The sequence below is a fragment of the Cryobacterium sinapicolor genome (genome assembly GCF_004403465.1).
GTDB lineage: Bacteria > Actinomycetota > Actinomycetes > Actinomycetales > Microbacteriaceae > Cryobacterium > Cryobacterium sinapicolor.
Window position 1 is genome coordinate 1 of sequence record NZ_SOGQ01000002.1, and the last position, 19,153, is coordinate 19,153.

The window sequence follows — 19,153 nt, forward strand, 5'->3', positions numbered from 1 at the left end:
CATGGACGAACTCGCGGATCTCCGCCGCGTTGAACCCCGGGCTGATCGACATTCCCTTGCCTCCTACTGCTTGTGAAGTGACTCACAAGCAGCTTGACGCAGAGGGTTTTCGAGCATTTTCGGCCGATTGTGGCAGAATCTCCGTCGAATTCGTTCGGGGCGAGGGCGGAACGTGTCCCCGCCCGACTCCCCGTGCAGGGACGCCATTCCGGACACCGGCGGTTCGTTCAAGCCTGACTGCGGGGCGGGGCACTATCGTTCAGGGCATGATTCGCACTTCGATCCGGCTCGATCGGCACGCTGACCAGCCGGGAAACGGGTCATGAGCCCGCAGACCGGCGGCGGCAACCTGAGGGATTCCCTGCGTACGCAGCTCTGGCCCGTGCCTCTGGCGGCGACCCTGGCAGCGGTGCTTCTCGGCCACTTTGTGCCCTACCTCGACCGGCAGCTCCAGGATCAGCTGCCGGGCGTGCTATCGGGCCTCCTGTTCGGTGGTGGCCCCGAGGCCGCTCAGGCGGTGATGCAAACCATTGCCGGATCCTTGATCACGGTCACCTCGCTCACGTTCTCGCTGACGGTGGTGACTCTGCAGCTCGCGAGTAGCCAGTTCTCGCCCCGTCTGCTGCGCACCTTCTCGCGTGACACGTTTGTTCACAACACGCTGGCACTCTTCCTCGCGACGTTCGTGTTCGCGCTCACGGTGCTGCGGAGCATCCGTGCGGAGACGAGCGAGGGGGAGGGGTTCGTGCCGAAAATTGCCGTCACCGTCGGGTTCGGGCTGACGCTGGCGAGCGTCATCGCGCTGGTGTTCTTTTTGGCCCACCTGGCAACGCAGATCCGGGTCGAGACCATGATGCGGGATGTCCATGACGAGGCCGACGAGACCATCGACCGGATCTTTCCCCGCGACGAGGATGCCAGAGCGGTCGATCTGGCCGGTTCGGGGCCAGGGGCCGTGCTGATCGAAAGCGCTGTCTCCGGGTTCCTGCTGGGCATCGATGCCACAGCCGCCTGTGCTGCCGCGGTCAAGGCGGACGCCTTCGTCGTCATCGACGCCGTGCCCGGCCATTCGCTCATTTCCGGAGTGCCGTTCGCGAGGGCCTGGGCCACCGATGGGCGCGCCCTCGACGGCCAGCGGCTGATCGATCTGAGTGACGGGCTCACGGGGAGCCTGTCGAAGGGGTTCGAGCGAACGTCAACCTGGGATGCCGGCTACGGCCTCCAGCAGCTGCTCGACGTCGCCAGCCGGGCGCTCTCGCCGGGAATCAACGACCCGACCACGGCCGTTCACGCCCTCGGGCACATCTCGGCCGTTCTGTGCACCCTCGCCACCCGCCAGACCGGACCCAAGCTCTACGTCGACGAGCGGGCCCGGCCCCGGGTGATTCTGAACTATCCGACCTTCGAGAACCTCGTGGACCAGGTGATGCGCCAAATGGTCAGGTATGCGCTGGATGATCCGAGAACCGCGGAACGCGCCGTGCGGATGCTGCGTGAACTCAGCTGGGTGGTTGGGCCCGGTCCTGACGGCGTGGCGATCCAGGACCGTGTCGCCGCGGTACGGGTCGCCCTCGCGACCGCAGAGCTCTCGGCTGACGAGAAGCGGCGGCTGCTGAGGGAGTGCGATTCCGTGGCGGAAGCCTGCACCGGTTCCTGGTCGATGCCCTGACGGTCGATGCCCTGACGGCCGATGCCCTGACGTCTTGGGTGCCGCGCAGACGCAGCACCACGACCGAACCCGCCGACTGCGCCACATCATCAGCAGTCGGTCGGGCTTGAACATTCGGATGCCGATCAGCACGAGCAAGGCTGCCAGCGATGGTGTCGCGATGTAGCCGACCAAGTCGCTGAACAGGAGGATGGAGACCCCCATGCCCGCCCCTGCGGTGAGGTTCGCGAGGCGACTCTGCGCGCCGGCCGCGGTCAGCACCGCCGTGTCCGAGACCGTTCCGAAAAGATAGCCGTAGTGCCCCGCAACCGGGTTCACCCCGGCGAGGATGCCCGCAGCCAACCCATCCGGCACGCTCACCAGGCCGTGCACGAGCCCGGCGCCCAGGTCCTGGGATACGCCGCGGCCGCGCAATCGCCTAGTCCAGCTGCGGGCCATGGGCTGGAATCGCATGGAATGTGACGCCGACCGCGAACGCCGGCGCCGCTCCCACCGCGGTTGTCATGGGCACGCGTTCCCCCGCCGGGTCACGAGGTGACGATTGCGAAATCGGCGTCGCCCGTACCCGGCTCGCGTGTGGAGATGAGCCCGCGCCGGGCGCTGTCGGAGTGGCGGAGGTCGGAGAACGGGACGGTCCGGGAGGCTTGGGCGTTCGCCAGTGCAACGGCCTCGGATGCTTCGACGGCATTCATGGTCTATCCGTTCTACGGCTCGATCGGATCACCGTGCGAGCGTCGTCGCCCTCGTGAAGGGGTGCGTCCGTGGGGGTGCTCGCACCGTGGCGGCTCGGTGTCTATGGCCGGCGCGTGACTCGCTGTGGCTCGAGCGGAGACACAACTGCACGTCCCATCTCAGTATCCGGCGCGCAGTCCCTGCGACCGGTTCACGGAGCCGGTCGTCGTCGTCACCCGGTGGCTGAGTGCAGACTCGAAGCAGCGACCACAGTCACTGGGGGGAGAGGCGCGTCTTCGCCTGACACAATGCTGCGGATGACGGCGATCGGCAGTTTGGGCTTCCTGTTCTCGTCAGTGAGCCCATTGGTCTCTTGCATCGTGTCCGTCAGCTGGGTGTAACAGAAGCCGGAGAGTATCGGGCTGTCCCGAAGGCTGCCCACGAGACCTGACACCCGATTTTCGAAGTCCTCATAGCTCGTTGCCGTCGTGTAGCCCCAAGAGTCATCAGCGGCGTCGGGCGCGAAGCTGACCCCGCCGAATTCAGTGACCATGATCGACTGGCCTTCGACCTCGCGAGGAAGGAGCTGCAGGCGGCGGCCGGCTGGGCCCATGCCCGTGACGAGGGCACGGATGGCGTCCATGTCCTTGTAGTTGGCGTCGAGTTCTTCGGCAGTGCCGGCATAGTCGTGGATTGTGAGGATGTCAGAAATGGCATGTTCCCAGCCGTCATTGGAGATGACGGGACGGCTCGGATCGAGCGCTCGAGTCAGGTGGTACAGCGACTGGGCGAAGTCCAACTGGGCGACGTCGTGAGAGATCTGTTGCACGCCCCAACTCTCGTTCAGGGGAACCCAGGTCACGATTGACGGATGCGATCTGTCACGGCGCACCACATCGGTCCATTCGCGGGTGACTCGCGACACTGCCTCCGGAGAGAATTCGTAGGTGCTGCCCATTTCACCCCAGATGAGCAGGCCGAGCCGGTCCGCCCAGTAGAGGAATCGGGGGTCCTCGACCTTTTCGTGGATTCTGGCTGCGTTGAACCCAAGCGCCTTGATGAGTTCTACCTCGGCTCGCAGAGCTTCGGCCGAAGGCGCAGCGAGATGCGACTGCGGCCAGTAGCCCTGCTCCAGCACCGAGCGTACGAAGTACGGCCGGTCATTGAGCAGGAACCTGCCGCCCGCGACACCGACGCTGCGAAGCCCGAAATAGGAGAAGGACTCGTCGAGAGTGCTCCCGTCGTCAGCAATGATCGAGACATGCGCGTCAATCAGTTGCGGGTTCTCCGGCGACCATAGGAGAGCCTCGAAGGCCTGACCGTTCGCCTGTCGAGCAATCTGGATGGTTGCAAGTGATCGCGGCTCCACGGTCGAGAACGACTGCCGGGCGAGGGTTTCGCCTGCGACGGAGAGTTTCACCTGAACGGTTACGCCAGCTGCCGGTCGCCGGGTCAGGTCCACCGTGATCGCGACGTTCCCGGCCGGTACGTTCGGAGTCCAACTCAGTGCCTCGATTCGCTGGTCTGGCACGGACTCGAGCCAGACCGGTTGCCAAATCCCCGTGGTGCGGTGGTACCAAATGACGTGCGGATCTTCAAGCCAATCCTGTTTGCCCCGAGGCTGAGTGACGTCGTGGGGGTCGTCTTCGGCACGAACCACGAGCAGGCCGCTCTGGTCGGGAGACAGAGCTTCGGTGATGTCAAAGAAGAACGGCGTCTGGCCGCCCTCGTGAGATCCGATGAACTGACCATCGACCCACACGGATGCGCGGTAGTCGACCGCCCCGAAATGCAAGACGACCCGGTCGCGGGTGCTGGACCGACCACTTGCGGCTACGTCCTCAGGTGTGATGAGGCGGGCGTACCAGACAACGGGGTGGAAGCCTGGATCGCCGATTCCGGACAGCTCGGACTCCGGCGGAAATGGAACCGTGATGACCCGGCCGAGGTGTGCAGCGTTCGCGAACCACTTCTCACTTCTGCCGAGGTCGTGATCGTCGTGTTCGAATGCCCACTCGCCGGCGAGATCGTGCCAATTCGGGCGAACGAGTTGGGGGCGGGGATAAACGCCACCCTGAGCACTGGCAGAAATCGGGAGAGAGGGCGACATACCGCAATCATGCCGCCAAATTACAGCGCTGTAAAGTCCAGGTGGCATCTACGGTGTCAAGGAGCGAGGGGAGCGCTCTCGCGCACCTCGAGCGAATGCCCCACGATCATGTGGCGGCCGACCCCACGGTACCCAGCGATTCGCTCCTCGAGCAGATCGAAAGCAGCCCTGGCAATGGCGGTCTTCCTCGGAGCCACGGAGGTGAGCGTCGGGGACGTGTATGCGGCCAGGAAGGTGTTGTCCCAGCCGACCACGGCCACATCTCCGGGCACCGATCGGCCGGAATCGTGCAAAGTTTTCAGTGCTCCGATCGCAAACCGGTCGTCGCGGCAGACCACGCCGTCGAAGCGCACCCCGCGCTCAAGTGCCTTGGCGACCGAACGAAGGCCCGCCTCCGCCGTGAACTCCGACGCAGTGAAGACCAGCTCGGGATTCAGCTCAACCCCGGCCTCGAGTAGGCCCTGTTGGTAACCGAGAAGACGCTGATTCGTCGAACCAGTGATGTCCGCAGCGATGACTCCGAGAAAAGCGATGCGCCGACATCCTCTCGCCAGGAGGTGCCGCGTGGCATCGAGAGCGGCGGAGACGTTGTCGATCATCACGTGGTCTGTCATGACGGGCATGGCCGCCTCGCCGAGCAATACCAGCGGAGTGGCGGCATCGAGCTTCGCGATGTCGAGGGATCCCATGCGGACGGGGTGAAAGATCACGCCGTCGACCAGGCCGGCCTCCCGATCGCTGAGTACTGCCCGTTCCACGACGGGATCGCTCAGGGTCTGCTCGATGATCACTCGGTATCCGCGTCGCGTTGCTTCTTCGGCAATGTGGCGGGAGAGTTCCGAAAAGTACGGGTGGTCGATCTCGGGGATAGCCAGGGCGATCATTCCGGTTTTTCCGGTTGCCAGACGCCGCGCCGTGAGATTGGGGCGATAGCCGAGCTGGTCGATGGCTGCTTGGACCTTCTCGCGAAGTGCTGGGGCCACGTGGGGATAGTTGTGAACCACGTTCGAGACGGTCTTCATGGACACGCCCGCGAGCTCCGCCACGTCAATTAGTCGCACCCTTGCCATGTTTGTCCCGTCCAGTCCGGTCGGGTCCATCCTAAGGCGACTGTGGCGAGGCGCTGGAAACGGTGTTTGGCGCGGATCCGCGAAGACTAGACAAAGACGTTTCTAGCGCTGTACATTGACGGAAGGCGCTCGTTTGCCGTTCCAATCGGTGCGGGAGGTGGGCGGTCCGCTGCGCGCGTAGGTCGCGGAGCGATGTTTTCGATGAGGAGGACGAACGATCATGAAGCAGAATGACTTCCTGGGGCGGCGAGTGTTTGGGGTCACCGCTCTCGGTGCAGCACTCATGCTGGTACTTGCCGGGTGTTCGGCGGGCGGAACCGGACAGGCGGCGGGTGAGCCCTTCACTGGTGAATACACCGGACCCGAAGTGGAGCTGTCTTACTGGAACGGATTCACCGGCGGCGACGGCCCCTTCATGGAGAAGATGGTCTCCGATTTCAATGCTGAGCATGACAACATCAAGGTTGTCTCGAACACGATGCAGTGGACCGACTTCTACCAACGTCTCCCCGCCGCGGTGACCGCCGGCGAAGGTCCCGACGTCGGCGTGATGCACCTCGACCAGCTGGCGACGAATGCCGCGCGGAACGTCATCATACCGATCGATGATCTCGCCGACGACCTGGGTCTGACAGCGAATGATTTCACCGAGGAAGTCTGGGACGCAGGCGTCTACAAGGATGCCCGCTACGGCATTCCGCTCGATGTGCATTCCCTGGCCATGTACTACAACACCGAACACTTCGCCGCTGCTGGAATCGAAGAGGCCCCGACCGACGCCGCTTCCCTGCAGGATGCGCTCGGCAAGCTGAAAGCGGCCGGCTATGAGACACCGTTCTGGATGCCGACGAGATGGCCGAGCCATCTGATGAACCTCTCCTTGCTGTGGCAGAACGACGGTGAACCGTACGGCGATGACGGAGCCACGTTCGATTCGGCAGCCGGAGTGAAAGCTCTCGAGTGGCAGCGCTCCATTGTGGACGATGGCTACAGCCCGGGTGACGTTGCGATTGACTCGCAGTACGTCGCCTTCAAGAACGGTGAGACGTCGATCACCTGGGACGGCATCTGGCAGATCAACGACCTCTCCGAATCCGGCCTCCCGTACGCGGTTGCTCCGATCCCTGCAATCGGCGAAACGGATGCCGTTTGGGCCAACTCCCATAACTTCTTCCTCCCCCGCCAGGCAAACGCCGACAAGAACAAGGTCAATGCGTCGAAGGTGTTCATCGCCTGGATGAGTGAGCAGTCCGCAGAGTGGGCAGGCTCTGGCATGATCCCGGCTCGTCAGTCGGTGCGCGATGCGGGCGCTCTCGACGGCCTGCCGCAGGAAGCAATCGCTGAGACGATCGACTCGATGCGTTTCTTGCCGCCCATCCCCGGAATCGGTGGGGTACAGGCCGAGACCCTCGAAATCGCAGTCGCAGACGGAGTTCAGGGAACGACGTCGCCGAGTGAGGCGCTCAAGAAAGCCGCCGGAACGGCTACGAAGCTCATGGACGACAACAAAGCCTCGTTCGGGGACTGACGGATGTCGACGAAGGTTGGTGAGCGCGTCCTCCCCACGGGGAGGGCGCGCCGCCCCTCGGCTTCAAACCAGGAGTCGCAGAAGAAACGTGGCGAGCAAGCAGGCACTCGGCAGCAGGGGAAAGCCACACCCTGGCTCTTTCTTGCCCCCTATCTGCTGCTTTTTGGTAGCTTCGTCATCCTCCCGGCAGTTCTCGGTGTGTGGATCAGTCTTCATTCCTGGGACTACACGCTGCCGAATAAACCCTTTGTCGGCCTCGACAACTACGTCTCCTTGTTCTCGCCCGGATCGACGGTTTTTGGCCCGTTTTGGGGATCCATGCGGGCTACCGGAATCTTCACGGTGCTCAGCGTGCCGCTGCTGCTGATCGTCCCGCTTGCCGTCGCTCTACTCATGAGCAAGAAATTTCCCGGCCGGGACTTTCTCCGAGCCATCTACTTCGCCCCCTACGTGCTGGGCGTCGCCGTCATCTCGGTGCTCTGGCGATACCTGCTCGACAACAACATCGGGCTCGTGAACCACTATCTGGGACTCCTCGGGCTTCCGGATGACACCGCGTGGACAACAACGACACCGGCGGCTTGGGTCGCGCTCGTGGGGGTGACCGTCTGGTGGACGCTCGGATTCAACGCAGTCATCTATCTTGCCGGTCTGCAGGACATCCCGATCGAACTCTATGAGGCTGCACGTGTTGATGGGGCCGGACCCTGGATGCAGTTCCTGAACGTGACGATCCCCGGGCTCAAGCCCATCCTGTCGTTCATCACGATCATCACCCTCCTCGCCTCCGCCAACATGTTCGGCCAGTCCTATCTCATGACTCAGGGTGGCCCCGGACGTGAAACGCGCACGGCAATTTACCAGATCGCCGACGCTGGTCTGCGCAACTTCCAGATGGGTAGTGCTGCAGCCATGAGTTATGTACTGACCGTTTTCCTCATGGCGATCAGTGCGCTTGTCTTCTACGTCTTTCGCGAGAAACAGCCCAAGAAGCTCAAAAAGGAGGTGCGATCGTGAACGCTCCTACGACCACGATCAGTGCCGGTTCCCGTGCACGCCGTGCACGCCGGCGGAGTGGCACAATCACTCGGGTCGTCGTTCTCGGCGCGATCGCAATCGCGTTCATAAGCCCGATCATTTTCATGATCGTGACCAGCCTCAAGACCCGGGCTGACGCGACGGCCATTCCACCGTCGTGGATCCCCAATCCGATTTCTCTGCAAGCTTTCGCGTCCATCCTCGCCCCTGGGACCTCGACTCCGGTGCTGCAATGGTTCGCAAACAGCATGGTCGCAGCGGCCCTCAATGCCACGCTTGTCGTCATCACGGCGTCACTCGCGGCATACCCACTCGCACGAATGCAGTTTCGGGGCAAGAATTTCGTCTTCGTCATCATCGTCGCGACGCTTCTGGTGCCGCCGGTGATCCTCGTGATCCCCAATTACCTCATCGTGAGCGAACTGGGGTGGCTCAACTCGCTCGTCGCGATCATCATTCCGACAGCGGCATCCGCATTCGGAGTGTTCTTCATGCGACAGTTCTTCGTCGGCCTGCCGATCGAGTTGGAGGAGGCCGCCCGGCTCGATGGGGCGAACCGATTCGTGATCTTCATGCAGGTCGTTTTACCGCTCGCCAAACCGGCTCTCGCAACACTCGCGCTACTCGCCTTCCTCGGCAACTGGAACGACTTCCTCTGGCCCGTCTACGTCTTGTTCAGCCCGGAGGTGCAAACACTGCCCGCTGGATTGTCCACGCTTCAGTCCGCAAATGCAGTGCGCTACGACCTCCTGATGGCCGGCGCGGTTGTCGCGAGCGTGCCTGTGCTGGCGCTGTTCATCTTCCTCCAGCGCTTCATCATCGAGGGCGTTTCGCGCTCAGGCGTGAAGGGATAGAACCGCGATGAATTCTGCTCGCAGCGCAGCCCTGGCAGGTGTGTCTGTAGCCGTCATTACGGTCTTCGCGGTGAGTGGCTGTGCAACGGCTGCTGAACAATCGGCACCCCCGGCGTCCGTCGCAGCAGGCGCCCCGGTGCTCAACGCGAATTTCGCTGATCCTGATGTAGTTGAAGTCGACGGCACGTACTTCGCCTATGCCACTAACGACAACAACCGCAACGTGCAGGTCGCCTCCTCCACCGATCTCCTCGATTGGGAGGTGCTGCCCGACGCGTTGCCGGATCTCCCGAGTTGGGTTATTCCGGGCAAGACCTGGGCACCTGAGGTGACGAAACTCGACGATGATTCGTTCGTCATGTACTTCACGGCGACGAATTTTGCGCCAACGCTGCAGTGCATCGGTGTGGCAACGGCCAGGGACCCGGCCGGACCGTTCACCGTTCAGGGCGACGCCATGATCATCTGTCCAGAAGATGAAGGGGGCGCCATCGATGCGAGCACCGTGGTCATCGACGACGTCCTGTACCTCGTCTGGAAGAATGACGGGAACTGTTGCGACCTCGACACCTGGATTCAGGCGGCCACGCTCTCTGACGACGGGCTCAGCGTCACGGGTGATCCGATCAGGATGCTGAAGCAAACCGAGGATTGGGAGGGCAACCTTATCGAGGCTCCCACCATCGTTTCCCGAGGTTCAGGACTCGTGATGCTCTATTCCGCGAACTCTTACGGAGACGACCGGTACGCAGTCGGTGCTGCATCGGCTGCATCAATCAACGGCCCGTGGGTGAAGGAAAGGGTTCCGATCCTCTCGACTGAGGGGTCGGGGGGTCTATACCGCGGCCCCGGCGGCCAGGACTTGGTCTTCGGCCCGAATGGCAAGGACTATCTCGTTTTTCACGGGTGGGACAAGGACTACACATACCGCGGTCTGCACGTTGCCGAGGCCGAATGGCACGCCGACATTCCTCGGGTCCTGATCCCCGAGTAACCAAATTGACCTGAAATTCCATGTATTTCCACTGATTGGTTTCCCATGTCTCTCACGTCGCTGTCGGGAACCCAACTCGTCCTTGAGGCTCATGGCTACACCGCCTCGATCGCGAGCATCGGTGCGAGCGTACGGTCGCTGCAGTATCTCGGACGGAACCTCATCGTGCCGTTCGACGCCGAGGAGGTGCGGCCATTCTTCCGCGGCGCCATCCTGGCACCGTGGCCGAACCGAGTCGTGGATGGAAGGTACACATTCGGAGGCGTCGAGCAACAGCTCAGTATCACCGAGCCGCTAAGGGGACACGCTCTCCATGGACTCGCGTCCTGGCTGAACTTTGCCGTAGTCAGGCAGGCGACGGATCGGCTCGTCCTGGCGGCAACCGTCGAAGCGCAGCCTGGATACCCCCACCGGGTGACGCTGGAGGTGGATTTTGCGCTCGACGCCGGGGGCCTTCGAACGGCAGTCACGGCAGTGAATGCCGGCCCGAATGCCGCCCCTTATGGCGTCGCTCCGCACCCTTACCTCGTTGCAGGCGAAGGCCACGTCGACGACTGGACGCTTCATCTCCCAGCCAGGCGAATACTGACCGTGACTCCTGACCGTCTCGTCCCCATCCGCATCCGTGACGTCAATGCTGAAGATCTGGTCGCCTTTGACTTTCGCACCCCACGGACGATCAAGGACATGTTCATCGACCACGCCTTCACTGGCTTCGACCGCGACGCTGACGGCCAGGTAACGGTTCGAGTGACGACGATCGCGGGCAGTGGAGTTGAACTGAGCTGGGGCCGCGAATGCCCGTGGGTTCAGGTTCACACGGCCGACCAGCCCGAACCCTCGATAGACAGAATTGGACTAGCCGTCGAACCGATGACCTGTCCGCCGGATGCTTTCAACTCTGGAACGAACCTGAACGTCCTTGAGCCGGGAAGATCAACACGTGCCTCCTGGACGATTCGAGCAGTCGACTAGCCAGGCGCGACGGCATCCGGAGAGAGAGAAATCCGGCGCTGCCATGGGCGGCGCCGGATTTCAGGGGAGAGCCGGAACGGCTCTCATCCCGCGTAGGTGAAGACCATCCCGCTCAGTTGAAGACCATCCCGCCGTCAACGAGAATCGACTGCCCGGTGATGTAGTTCGAGTCGGGGCCGGACAGGAACGATACGACACCAGCGACCTCGGACGCTTCGGAAAGTCGTTCGAGGGCGATGCCGTTCGTGAACTGATCCCAGCCCCACTCTTCCGACTTGCCCGCGTCGGTTGCGACCTTCTTCGCCAGTTCCTCCATGAGAGGCGTCTTCACGATGCCGGGGGCGAAAGTGTTGACCGTGATGCCGAATTGGGCAAGGTCCCTGGCCGCTGTCTGGGAGAGGCCACGGATGGCGAACTTCGTCGCCGAGTACAACGCGATGCCGGGGTTCCCGACGTGACCTGCCTGGGACGCGGCACTGATGATCTTTCCGCCGTGGCCGAGCTCCTTGAACGCCTTCGTGGCTGCTTGAATGCCCCACACCACGCCGTTGAAGTTAATGGAGAAAATCTTGGCGATGCTCTCCTGGGTGATGTCCTCGATCGGAGACGTGGGGGCGATACCGGCGTTGTTGATGATGACGTCGAAGCCCCCCAGCTCGATCACGGTCTGCGCGACCGCGGCGAACACGCTGTCCCGGTCGGAAACATTGACATGCAGTGCGATTGCTCCGCCATCTTTGCCCCCGAGGGATTCGGCTGCTGCGCCTGCGGTGTCAAGGTTCAAGTCGGCGATGGCCACCTTGAAGCCGTCGGCGTGGAGCCGCTCGGCAATCGCCTGCCCGATTCCCTGCCCGCCACCGGTGACGAGTGCTACTTTCCCGTTTTCTGTGCGTGTCATGGCTTTGATTCCAATCTCGATTACTCACAACCTGTCGGCGAGTCAGTGACGTCACGTCACAGCAGGACAGATGTTTCATTCATCCGGGACGCACATCGCCAACGGCGAAGCGCCCACCGGAAATTTTCGGTGTCAGAGACTTGTCCACGAGGGGGGCAATAACCTGATTATATCCGTTCCCGCTGGTCTGGGCGGTGAGGTTCTTACCGACCACTTCTTCTGCACCAGTGTCACCGCTCCCTGAGAGACTGGGTATGTCACGCACACACGAGGCCAACCCGTCCGAGTCAGGAACGCACATGATCACGTTCAACCCCATCGTCGATGTGACTTCGGGCGACGGCGACGACGACGGCTCCGAGGAGAACTTCGCCCGGGCGGCGCCGGAGGCCGTGCACGCCGGATTCCCCTCACCGGCCACCGGCTACTACAACGGGCCCGTCGATTTGAATCGCCACCTGATCCAGGACCCGACGGCGACGTTCATTGTGCGTGTCAGTGGGGACAGCATGACGGGCGCCGGCATCTTCGACGGTGATGAAATCATCGTCGACCGCTCCCTCGACGCCCGCGACGGCAGCGTCGTCATCGCTGTAGTCGACAACGAACTCACCATCAAGCGGCTCAGGATCGATGAGGCGGGCATCCGTCTGGTTCCGGAGAACCCGGCCTACCCCGACATCGTGCTCGACGAGATGAGCGAACTCACCATCTGGGGCGTCGTCACCCGGTGCCTGCACCGTGTCTGACCTGCCGTCGATCGCGATCGTCGACGCCAACAACTTCTACGTCTCCTGCGAGCGGATCTTCGATCCCCGACTCGAGGGCAAACCGGTCGTCGTATTGTCGAACAACGACGGATGCGTCATCGCGCGCTCACAGGAAGCCAAGACACTCGGCATCGACATGGCGTCGCCCTGGCACAGCATCGCCGCCGAGGCCACCGCGAGAGGCGTCATCGCCCGCTCCAGCAACTACGAGCTCTACGGCGACCTGTCCGCACGGACCGTCGAACTGCTCGGCCGTTACACCTCCTCCCAGGAGGTGTACTCGATCGACGAGAGCTTCATCCGGCTCACCGGCACTCCGCAGCAGGTGACCGCCGCCGCCCGTGAGATCCGCGTCGCCACGAAGAAACTGATCGGTCTGCCGGTCAGCATCGGGATCGCCCCGAGCAAGACCCTGGCCAAGCTCGCCAACCGCGGCTCAAAAACCGCTCCGGCGCTCCTCGGAGTCTGCAACCTGGCGGCATACGCGCCTGCCCAGCTGACTTCAATCCTGCAGTCCGTCGAGGTCGGTCAGGTGTGGGGCATCGGAGGCCGGACCGCGAAGAAGCTGATCGGCCTGGGCATCTACACGGCAGCCGAGCTCCGTGATGCGGACGCAGCGCGTGTCAGGCGACGTTTCGGGGTCGTCCAGGAGCGGGTGGTGCAAGAACTCCGCGGAAACGACTGCCTGCCGCTGGAGGAAATGCACGCCGACAGGGATCAGATCCAGTTCTCGCGATCGTTCGCGACACCGATCAGCACGGTCTCCGAACTCAAGGAGGTGCTGTCCGTCTACACCCAGCGAGCCTCCGCACGGCTGCGGCAGCAGAACTCCCTGGCCCGACTCATGCGCTGCTACGCATCGACCTCGCCCTTCCAGGATGAACATGTGACCCACGCCGTCTCCCTCGCTTTTCCCGACCCCACCGACGACCCGGTCGAAATGTACCGGGCCGCAATCACGGCGCTCGGCCCGCAGCTGCAATCGGACCGTCAGTACGTGCGCGTGGGGGTGAGCCTGCACGAGTTCTCCTCACGCGACACTCACGCCGCCCTCGATATCTTCGACACCAACCCTGCCCCCTTCGCCGCCGGGAACGTGCTGGACTCCATCACGGCGAAATACGGTCAGGAGACCCTCGGGCTTGGCCTGGCCGGGTTTAAAAGCAACCGGGCCTGGACGATGCGGCGAAACATGGTCTCACCCCGAGCGACCACACACTGGGACGAGTTGGCCACCGTCTTCGCCCAGTGACTCGTCACAGATTGACTCTCTCGAGGTGCGGTGGTTCTCGAAGTGCGGCGGCACGCCATGGCGATGACCTCGGCGGGGTCGCGTTCCCGGTTGCTCACGCGGGAGTCGAACCAGCGGAGCTCGGCTAGTCGGCGTCGTCCCGGCTGACCGGGGGCGCGCTGACCGGGGGCGCGCCCGCACCGGTGGGACCGGCCGCGATCGGACCGGCACCGATCGGGACCGTCGCGTTCCCCGTTGGGGGCGGAAGCTCGGCCGTCTCGGTGAGATCGGCGGTCGTGCTCGTGCTCGTGCTCCTGCGGGCGGCCGGCTCCGTCGGCCCGGCCTCCGCTGCGGCCGCGGGCACCGGCGCCACTTCCCCGGGCGGTCGCTGCAGCAGTTCGATCAGGAGCACCACGATGAGCGCGAGTACTGCGGTCCAGATGATGACGGCCGGGGTCAACGGGCGCCAGAAGATGGCGACGGCGGCCGCCCCGATGCCGACCGCCGCCCGGATGAAGCGGCGGGCCCGGTAGAGCCAGAGGCCGAACCGGCCGGTGGTCACCCCGCTGCGGGCCGCGCTGGCGCGCAGGTGCCGGCAGCCGTCCGTGACCAGGCGACGCACCGCGATCGCGCCGCGGAAGGGCCCGCCCAGGTAGGCGACGATGGCGACGGTGATCGCGGCGAGCCCCACCGACAGAGCGGAGGCGTAGACCAGCGGCACGACGGAATCGTAGACCGTGCCGGCGAGGTCGCTCGGCAGGTATTCGGGTGACAGGGCATTGACTGCGAAGAACCGGCCGACCGAGACTCCGAGGGCCAGGAGGGCCATTGAGAGACCGAGGGTGAGGCCGGCCCAGATAAGGGCCAGAGACCGGCGCCGGGATACGAGCACGCCGGCCGCGATGAGCAGCAGACTCACCCACGGCAAGACCGTGCCGGCCACGGTGAGGAGCTGGTAGGCCGTGCGGGCCTGCACAAGGGCATCCGACTGGGCGATCGGGATCGTGCGGTCGATGTCCGGGATGTCGGCGGCCAGGCCGAAGCCCTGGGCCACGAGCTGCTGCTTCACCTCCGCGATGATGGGTCCGAGCTGGATGCCGACTTCGCCGGTGTCGCTGATCACGAGCGCCGATGAGGTGTCACCCTCCAGCGCGGAGATGATCTGCGTCTGACTGAGCCGCAGTGACTCTTCCCAGACGGTGGCGAACGCATCCGAGGCGACCACCCGCTCCGCCGACGTGCGGACCAGCGAGCGCACCCCCTCGACGGCGGGGCCCTCCAGGAGCGCAAGCGCGTTCTGCGCCCGCGGAGGCAGGTCGAGGGCGGCAAGTCCGTCGAAGAGGTCCGTCGTCAGAGCCTCGATGTCGACCTGCTCCTCGACCACGGTGACGATCTCGGTGACCAGGAACGCCTGGAACGCCGGGTCCTCGGCCAGGGGCGCGACGGTCGCCACGAACGTGTCGGTGTCGGTCACGACGTTCCTGGTCCACTGGGACACGACCGCCACCGGGGCCAGCAGAACACCGAAGGCGATCAGCACCACGGCCAGGAACGCCCGCCAGCGCTGGCGGGAGGGCGGCGGAACGATCGCGGCCGCGAGGCCGGGGAGCGGGACGGTCTCGGCGCTCGCCGCGGCGTCGGTTTCCGCCGCGTCGAGCAGCTCCCGGAGCCTCACGTTTTCGTTTACCAGACGGGCGAGCGCCGCTTCCGTGCTTTCCGTCTCGGGATTCCCCGTCTGGTCCATTGCCTCCGCCTCTCACCTGCGATGGTCACGGCCCCCGGCGCGTTCCCTCGCCACCGTTTCCGAGTCATTATGTCGACTACGGGACGATTCGCAAGGAGCGCGCGGGCTCACGGGAGCCATGCGCCGAGTTCGGCACTTGCGGTCGAGATCGCCCGGCATACCTGCCGAAATCGACCGCAAGCATCGAGGTCGGCGCGGGTGCGCGGCGACATCCGTCACGCCTGCGGCGAACAGAGGCAGTCATTTCAGGGTTCGCTCGTTACTCTCGATGTATCGGCGCCACAACTGCCCTGGCGCCAAGGGAGCGATCACATGTTTGAGAGATTTACCGACCGAGCTCGTCGCGTCGTTGTTTTGGCCCAGGAAGAGGCCAAGATGCTCAACCACAACTACATCGGTACTGAGCACATCCTGCTCGGCCTGATCCACGAAGGCGAGGGCGTTGCCGCCAAGGCCCTCGAGAGCCTGGGTATTTCCCTCGACGCCGTGCGCGAGCAGGTGCAGGACATCATCGGCCAGGGCCAGCAACAGCCGACGGGTCACATCCCGTTCACGCCGCGCGCCAAGAAGGTTCTCGAGCTGAGCCTGCGCGAGGCACTGCAGCTCGGCCACAACTACATCGGCACCGAGCACATTCTGCTCGGCCTCATCCGCGAAGGTGAAGGCGTTGCCGCCCAGGTGCTCGTCAAGCTCGGCGCCGACCTGAACCGGGTGCGCCAGCAGGTCATCCAGCTCCTCTCTGGGTACCAGGGCAAGGAGCAGGTGCAGGTCGGCGCGAATGAGCAGGCGAGCGGTCCGGCGGGCAGCCAGATTCTCGACCAGTTCGGGCGCAACCTCACGCAGGCCGCCCGTGAGAACAAGCTCGACCCCGTCATCGGGCGCGAGAAGGAGATTGAGCGGGTCATGCAGATCCTGTCCCGCCGGTCCAAGAACAACCCGGTTCTGATCGGTGAGCCCGGCGTCGGCAAGACCGCCGTCGTCGAGGGTCTCGCCCAGGCCATCGTCAAGGGCGATGTGCCCGAGACTCTGAAGGACAAGCAGCTCTACTCGCTCGACCTCGGCTCGCTCATCGCCGGAAGCCGCTACCGCGGTGACTTCGAGGAGCGCCTGAAGAAGGTCACGAAGGAGATCCGCACCCGCGGCGACATCATCATCTTCATCGACGAGATCCACACCCTCGTCGGTGCCGGTGCCGCCGAGGGTGCGATCGACGCGGCCAGCATCCTGAAGCCTCTTCTCGCCCGTGGCGAGCTGCAGACCATCGGTGCCACCACGATCGACGAGTACCGCAAGCACTTCGAGAAGGATGCCGCGCTCGAGCGCCGTTTCCAGCCGATCCAGGTGGCCGAGCCGTCTCTGCCGCACACCATCAACATCCTCAAGGGACTGCGCGACCGCTACGAGGCGCACCACAAGGTGTCCATCACCGACGGTGCCCTCGTGGCCGCGGCGAACCTCGCCGACCGCTACGTCTCCGACCGGTTCCTGCCGGACAAGGCCATCGACCTGATCGACGAGGCCGGCGCCCGCCTCCGCCTGTCGATCCTGTCGAGCCCGCCCGAGCTGCGCGAATTCGACGAGAAGATCGCCGTGGTACGCGCCGCCAAGGAGACCGCCATCGAGGAGCAGGACTTCGAGAAGGCCGCCGGCCTGCGCGATGAGGAGAAGAACCTCCTCGGCGAGCGACTGCGCCTCGAGAAGAAGTGGAAGTCGGGCGACGTCAAGACGACCGCCGTCGTCGACGAAGGCCTGATCGCCGAGGTCCTGGCCCAGGCCACCGGCATCCCCGTCTTCAAGCTCACTGAAGAGGAGTCCTCGCGACTCGTCTTCATGGAGAAGGCCCTGCACCAGCGCGTCATCGGTCAGGAAGAGGCCATCTCGGCGCTCGCCAAAACCATCCGCCGCACCCGTGCCGGTCTCAAGGACCCCAAGCGCCCGAGCGGTTCGTTCATCTTCGCCGGCCCCACCGGCGTCGGAAAGACCGAGCTGGCCAAGGCGCTCGCCGAGTTCCTCTTCGATGACGAGGCCGCCATGATCTCGCTCGACATGAGTGAGTACGGCGAGAAGCACACGGTGTCGCGTCTGTTCGGTGCTCCTCCCGGGTTCGTCGGCTTCGAAGAGGGCGGACAGCTCACCGAGAAGGTGCGCCGGAAGCCGTTCTCCGTGGTGCTGTTCGACGAGATCGAGAAGGCCCACCCCGACATCTTCAACTCGCTCCTCCAGATTCTGGAAGAGGGCCGGTTGACGGATGGCCAGGGTCGCGTCGTCGACTTCAAGAACACCGTGATCATCATGACCACGAACCTCGGCACCAAGGACATCAGCGGCGCGCCCGTCGGTTTCCAGCTCGAGGGCGACACGTCGACCGGCTACGACCGGATGAGCGGGAAGGTGAAGGAGGAGCTGAAGAAGCACTTCAAGCCCGAGTTCCTCAACCGCGTGGACGAGATCATCGTCTTCCCGCAGCTGACCAAGCCGGAACTGCTGCAGATCGTGGACCTGTTCATCAAGCGTCTGAGTGAGCGCCTGCTCGACCGCGACATGACCGTGGACCTGACCCTCGCAGTGAAGGAGCACCTGATCGAGGTCGGCTTCGACCCCGCGCTCGGTGCCCGGCCGCTGCGCCGCGCGATCCAGCGCGAGGTGGAGGACCGTCTGTCGGAGAAGATCCTGCAGGGCGAGCTCAACGCCGGCGACCACGTGCACGTGGACTACGTGGGCGGGGAGTACATCTTCACCACGACGGTGCGCGCCTCCGCTGTCGGCGTCGGCGTCAACACCACGGCCGCGATCGGAACGGGGCCGGGCTCGCCCGACCTCGCGGTGACCAGCGAGTAGCGGTGACCCGTTAGGAAGGGCCCGGCGGAGCATCCGCCGGGCCCTTGTGCGTTCTCGCCCGGCCCTGCCTGGCCACGGCCACCTAACGAATTCGACGGAGTTTTTGCTCCCGTGGGCCTGTTTTCGGCTCAAACCGGGTCGGTCCGGCAAAATGTCCGTCGAATTCGCTCACGGCGCGGCTGCCTAGACTGATGGCTTGGATGTTTGGTATGAGTGAACCGAGAGGTGGCGGGCAGCGAATGCAGGAGTTTTCGGTGCGCCGGGCACGCACCACCGATGTGCCCCGGATCCAGGCCCTCGTAGCGCCGCTGGTGCAGGAGCGCATCCTGCTCGGCAAAGAAAGCGTCGTCTTCTATGAGGCCGTGCAGGAATTCCGGGTGGTCGAGGATGCCGACGGCGCCTTGATCGGCTGCGGCGCCCTGCACGTGATGTGGGAGGACCTGGGCGAGGTGCGCACCCTCGCCGTGACCGCCGACCGGCTCGGCCACGGCGTCGGCCACGCCCTGATGGACCGGCTCGAAGTGGATGCCCGCGAGCTCGGCCTCCGCCGCCTCTTCTGCCTGACCTTCGAGGTGCCGTTCTTCGCCCGACACGGCTTCACGGACATGGGCTCCGAAACTGTCGATCCGGTCGTCTACGCCGAGCTGGTGCGCTCCCACGACGAGGGCGTCGCCGAATTCCTCGACCTGGCCCGGGTCAAGCCGAACACGCTCGGCAACACCCGAATGGTCAAGCGGCTCGTTTGACCGTCTCCGACCGGGC

Annotated in this window: 15 protein-coding genes and 1 pseudogene; 10 read left to right on the forward strand and 6 right to left on the reverse strand. The window is 64.2% G+C overall.

Annotation, left to right across the window (positions count from 1 at the left end; genetic code table 11):
- Positions 1 to 322 precede the first annotated feature (322 nt).
- Entirely contained in the window at positions 323 to 1,669 is a 1,347-nt protein-coding gene (locus tag E3T28_RS00030) for a DUF2254 domain-containing protein (protein WP_134426701.1), read from the forward strand.
- 60 nt (positions 1,670 to 1,729) lie between these two features.
- Here E3T28_RS00030 and E3T28_RS17655 read toward each other — a convergent pair.
- The 4 genes and pseudogenes from E3T28_RS17655 to E3T28_RS00045 form a co-directional block, all read right to left on the reverse strand.
- Positions 1,730 to 2,122, reverse strand: a pseudogene (locus E3T28_RS17655) (SulP family inorganic anion transporter); the annotation flags it as partial.
- A gap of 74 nt (positions 2,123 to 2,196) precedes the next feature.
- The gene (locus E3T28_RS16675; protein ID WP_166786873.1) at positions 2,197 to 2,361 is read right to left on the reverse strand and encodes a hypothetical protein; all 165 of its coding nucleotides are present in this window, start codon (positions 2,359 to 2,361) and stop codon (positions 2,197 to 2,199) included.
- A gap of 212 nt (positions 2,362 to 2,573) precedes the next feature.
- On the reverse strand, positions 2,574 to 4,451 hold the full coding sequence (locus E3T28_RS00040; RefSeq protein WP_134426703.1) for a glycoside hydrolase family 2 protein: 1,878 nt from the start codon (positions 4,449 to 4,451) through the stop codon (positions 2,574 to 2,576).
- Between the two features lie 56 nt (positions 4,452 to 4,507).
- On the reverse strand, positions 4,508 to 5,521 hold the full coding sequence (locus E3T28_RS00045) for a LacI family DNA-binding transcriptional regulator (protein WP_134426705.1): 1,014 nt from the start codon (positions 5,519 to 5,521) through the stop codon (positions 4,508 to 4,510).
- A gap of 220 nt (positions 5,522 to 5,741) precedes the next feature.
- Between E3T28_RS00045 and E3T28_RS00050 the strand changes: the two genes are divergently transcribed.
- Genes E3T28_RS00050 through E3T28_RS00070 form a run of 5 tightly spaced genes read left to right on the forward strand, consistent with a single transcriptional unit; the run spans position 5,742 to position 10,910 of the window.
- A complete protein-coding gene (locus tag E3T28_RS00050; RefSeq protein ID WP_134426707.1) occupies positions 5,742 to 7,049 on the forward strand; it encodes an ABC transporter substrate-binding protein in 1,308 nt (435 codons plus the stop codon).
- A gap of 3 nt (positions 7,050 to 7,052) precedes the next feature.
- Positions 7,053 to 8,066 (forward strand): carbohydrate ABC transporter permease, encoded by a 1,014-nt coding sequence (locus E3T28_RS00055; protein ID WP_134426709.1) that lies wholly within the window; start codon positions 7,053 to 7,055, stop codon positions 8,064 to 8,066.
- Positions 8,063 to 8,941, forward strand: a complete 879-nt coding sequence (locus E3T28_RS00060; protein WP_241979087.1) for a carbohydrate ABC transporter permease — start codon at positions 8,063 to 8,065, stop codon at positions 8,939 to 8,941. Before E3T28_RS00055 ends, E3T28_RS00060 begins: the two co-directional genes overlap by 4 nt.
- Positions 8,942 to 8,948: 7 nt before the next feature.
- Positions 8,949 to 9,935 carry a glycoside hydrolase family 43 protein gene (locus E3T28_RS00065; protein WP_134426710.1) on the forward strand — a complete coding sequence of 329 codons (987 nt, stop codon included), beginning with the start codon at positions 8,949 to 8,951 and terminating at the stop codon, positions 9,933 to 9,935.
- A gap of 45 nt (positions 9,936 to 9,980) precedes the next feature.
- On the forward strand, positions 9,981 to 10,910 hold the full coding sequence (locus E3T28_RS00070) for an aldose 1-epimerase family protein (protein WP_134426712.1): 930 nt from the start codon (positions 9,981 to 9,983) through the stop codon (positions 10,908 to 10,910).
- Positions 10,911 to 11,022: 112 nt separating this feature from the next.
- Here E3T28_RS00070 and E3T28_RS00075 read toward each other — a convergent pair whose 3' ends face one another.
- The gene (locus E3T28_RS00075; protein WP_134426714.1) at positions 11,023 to 11,808 is read right to left on the reverse strand and encodes a (S)-acetoin forming diacetyl reductase; all 786 of its coding nucleotides are present in this window, start codon (positions 11,806 to 11,808) and stop codon (positions 11,023 to 11,025) included.
- Positions 11,809 to 12,134: 326 nt separating this feature from the next.
- Here E3T28_RS00075 and E3T28_RS00080 point away from each other — a divergent pair, with 326 nt between their 5' ends.
- Both E3T28_RS00080 and E3T28_RS00085 read left to right on the forward strand, forming a co-directional pair.
- Positions 12,135 to 12,557, forward strand: a complete 423-nt coding sequence (locus E3T28_RS00080) for a LexA family protein (protein WP_241979088.1) — start codon at positions 12,135 to 12,137, stop codon at positions 12,555 to 12,557.
- Positions 12,550 to 13,830: a Y-family DNA polymerase gene (locus E3T28_RS00085; protein WP_134426716.1), complete on the forward strand. Its 1,281-nt coding sequence runs from the start codon at positions 12,550 to 12,552 to the stop codon at positions 13,828 to 13,830. The genes E3T28_RS00080 and E3T28_RS00085 overlap by 8 nt, the downstream gene beginning before the upstream one ends.
- A gap of 124 nt (positions 13,831 to 13,954) precedes the next feature.
- Here the strand turns inward: E3T28_RS00085 and E3T28_RS00090 are convergent, their stop codons facing one another.
- Positions 13,955 to 15,553: a hypothetical protein gene (locus E3T28_RS00090; RefSeq protein WP_134426718.1), complete on the reverse strand. Its 1,599-nt coding sequence runs from the start codon at positions 15,551 to 15,553 to the stop codon at positions 13,955 to 13,957.
- A gap of 312 nt (positions 15,554 to 15,865) precedes the next feature.
- Here E3T28_RS00090 and E3T28_RS00095 point away from each other — a divergent pair, with 312 nt between their 5' ends.
- Positions 15,866 to 18,391 (forward strand): ATP-dependent Clp protease ATP-binding subunit, encoded by a 2,526-nt coding sequence (locus E3T28_RS00095; protein ID WP_134426720.1) that lies wholly within the window; start codon positions 15,866 to 15,868, stop codon positions 18,389 to 18,391.
- Between the two features lie 239 nt (positions 18,392 to 18,630).
- Complete coding sequence (locus E3T28_RS00100) at positions 18,631 to 19,137, forward strand: amino-acid N-acetyltransferase (RefSeq protein WP_134426734.1); 507 nt, start codon at positions 18,631 to 18,633, stop codon at positions 19,135 to 19,137.
- Positions 19,138 to 19,153: the final 16 nt, after the last annotated feature.

Bases quoted from the DNA above. Each gene is read 5' to 3' on its own strand.
- E3T28_RS00050 (WP_134426707.1), top strand. From the start codon at position 5,742: ATGAAGCAGAATGACTTCCTGGGGCGGCGAGTGTTTGGGGTCACCGCT.
- E3T28_RS16675 (WP_166786873.1), bottom strand. From the start codon at position 2,361: ATGAATGCCGTCGAAGCATCCGAGGCCGTTGCACTGGCGAACGCCCAA.
- E3T28_RS00045 (WP_134426705.1), bottom strand. From the start codon at position 5,521: ATGGCAAGGGTGCGACTAATTGACGTGGCGGAGCTCGCGGGCGTGTCC.
- E3T28_RS00100 (WP_134426734.1), top strand. From the start codon at position 18,631: ATGCAGGAGTTTTCGGTGCGCCGGGCACGCACCACCGATGTGCCCCGG.
- E3T28_RS00065 (WP_134426710.1), top strand. From the start codon at position 8,949: ATGAATTCTGCTCGCAGCGCAGCCCTGGCAGGTGTGTCTGTAGCCGTC.
- E3T28_RS00075 (WP_134426714.1), bottom strand. From the start codon at position 11,808: ATGACACGCACAGAAAACGGGAAAGTAGCACTCGTCACCGGTGGCGGG.
- E3T28_RS00095 (WP_134426720.1), top strand. From the start codon at position 15,866: ATGTTTGAGAGATTTACCGACCGAGCTCGTCGCGTCGTTGTTTTGGCC.
- E3T28_RS00070 (WP_134426712.1), top strand. From the start codon at position 9,981: ATGTCTCTCACGTCGCTGTCGGGAACCCAACTCGTCCTTGAGGCTCAT.
- E3T28_RS00040 (WP_134426703.1), bottom strand. From the start codon at position 4,451: ATGTCGCCCTCTCTCCCGATTTCTGCCAGTGCTCAGGGTGGCGTTTAT.
- E3T28_RS00090 (WP_134426718.1), bottom strand. From the start codon at position 15,553: ATGGACCAGACGGGGAATCCCGAGACGGAAAGCACGGAAGCGGCGCTC.
- E3T28_RS00030 (WP_134426701.1), top strand. From the start codon at position 323: ATGAGCCCGCAGACCGGCGGCGGCAACCTGAGGGATTCCCTGCGTACG.
- E3T28_RS00055 (WP_134426709.1), top strand. From the start codon at position 7,053: ATGTCGACGAAGGTTGGTGAGCGCGTCCTCCCCACGGGGAGGGCGCGC.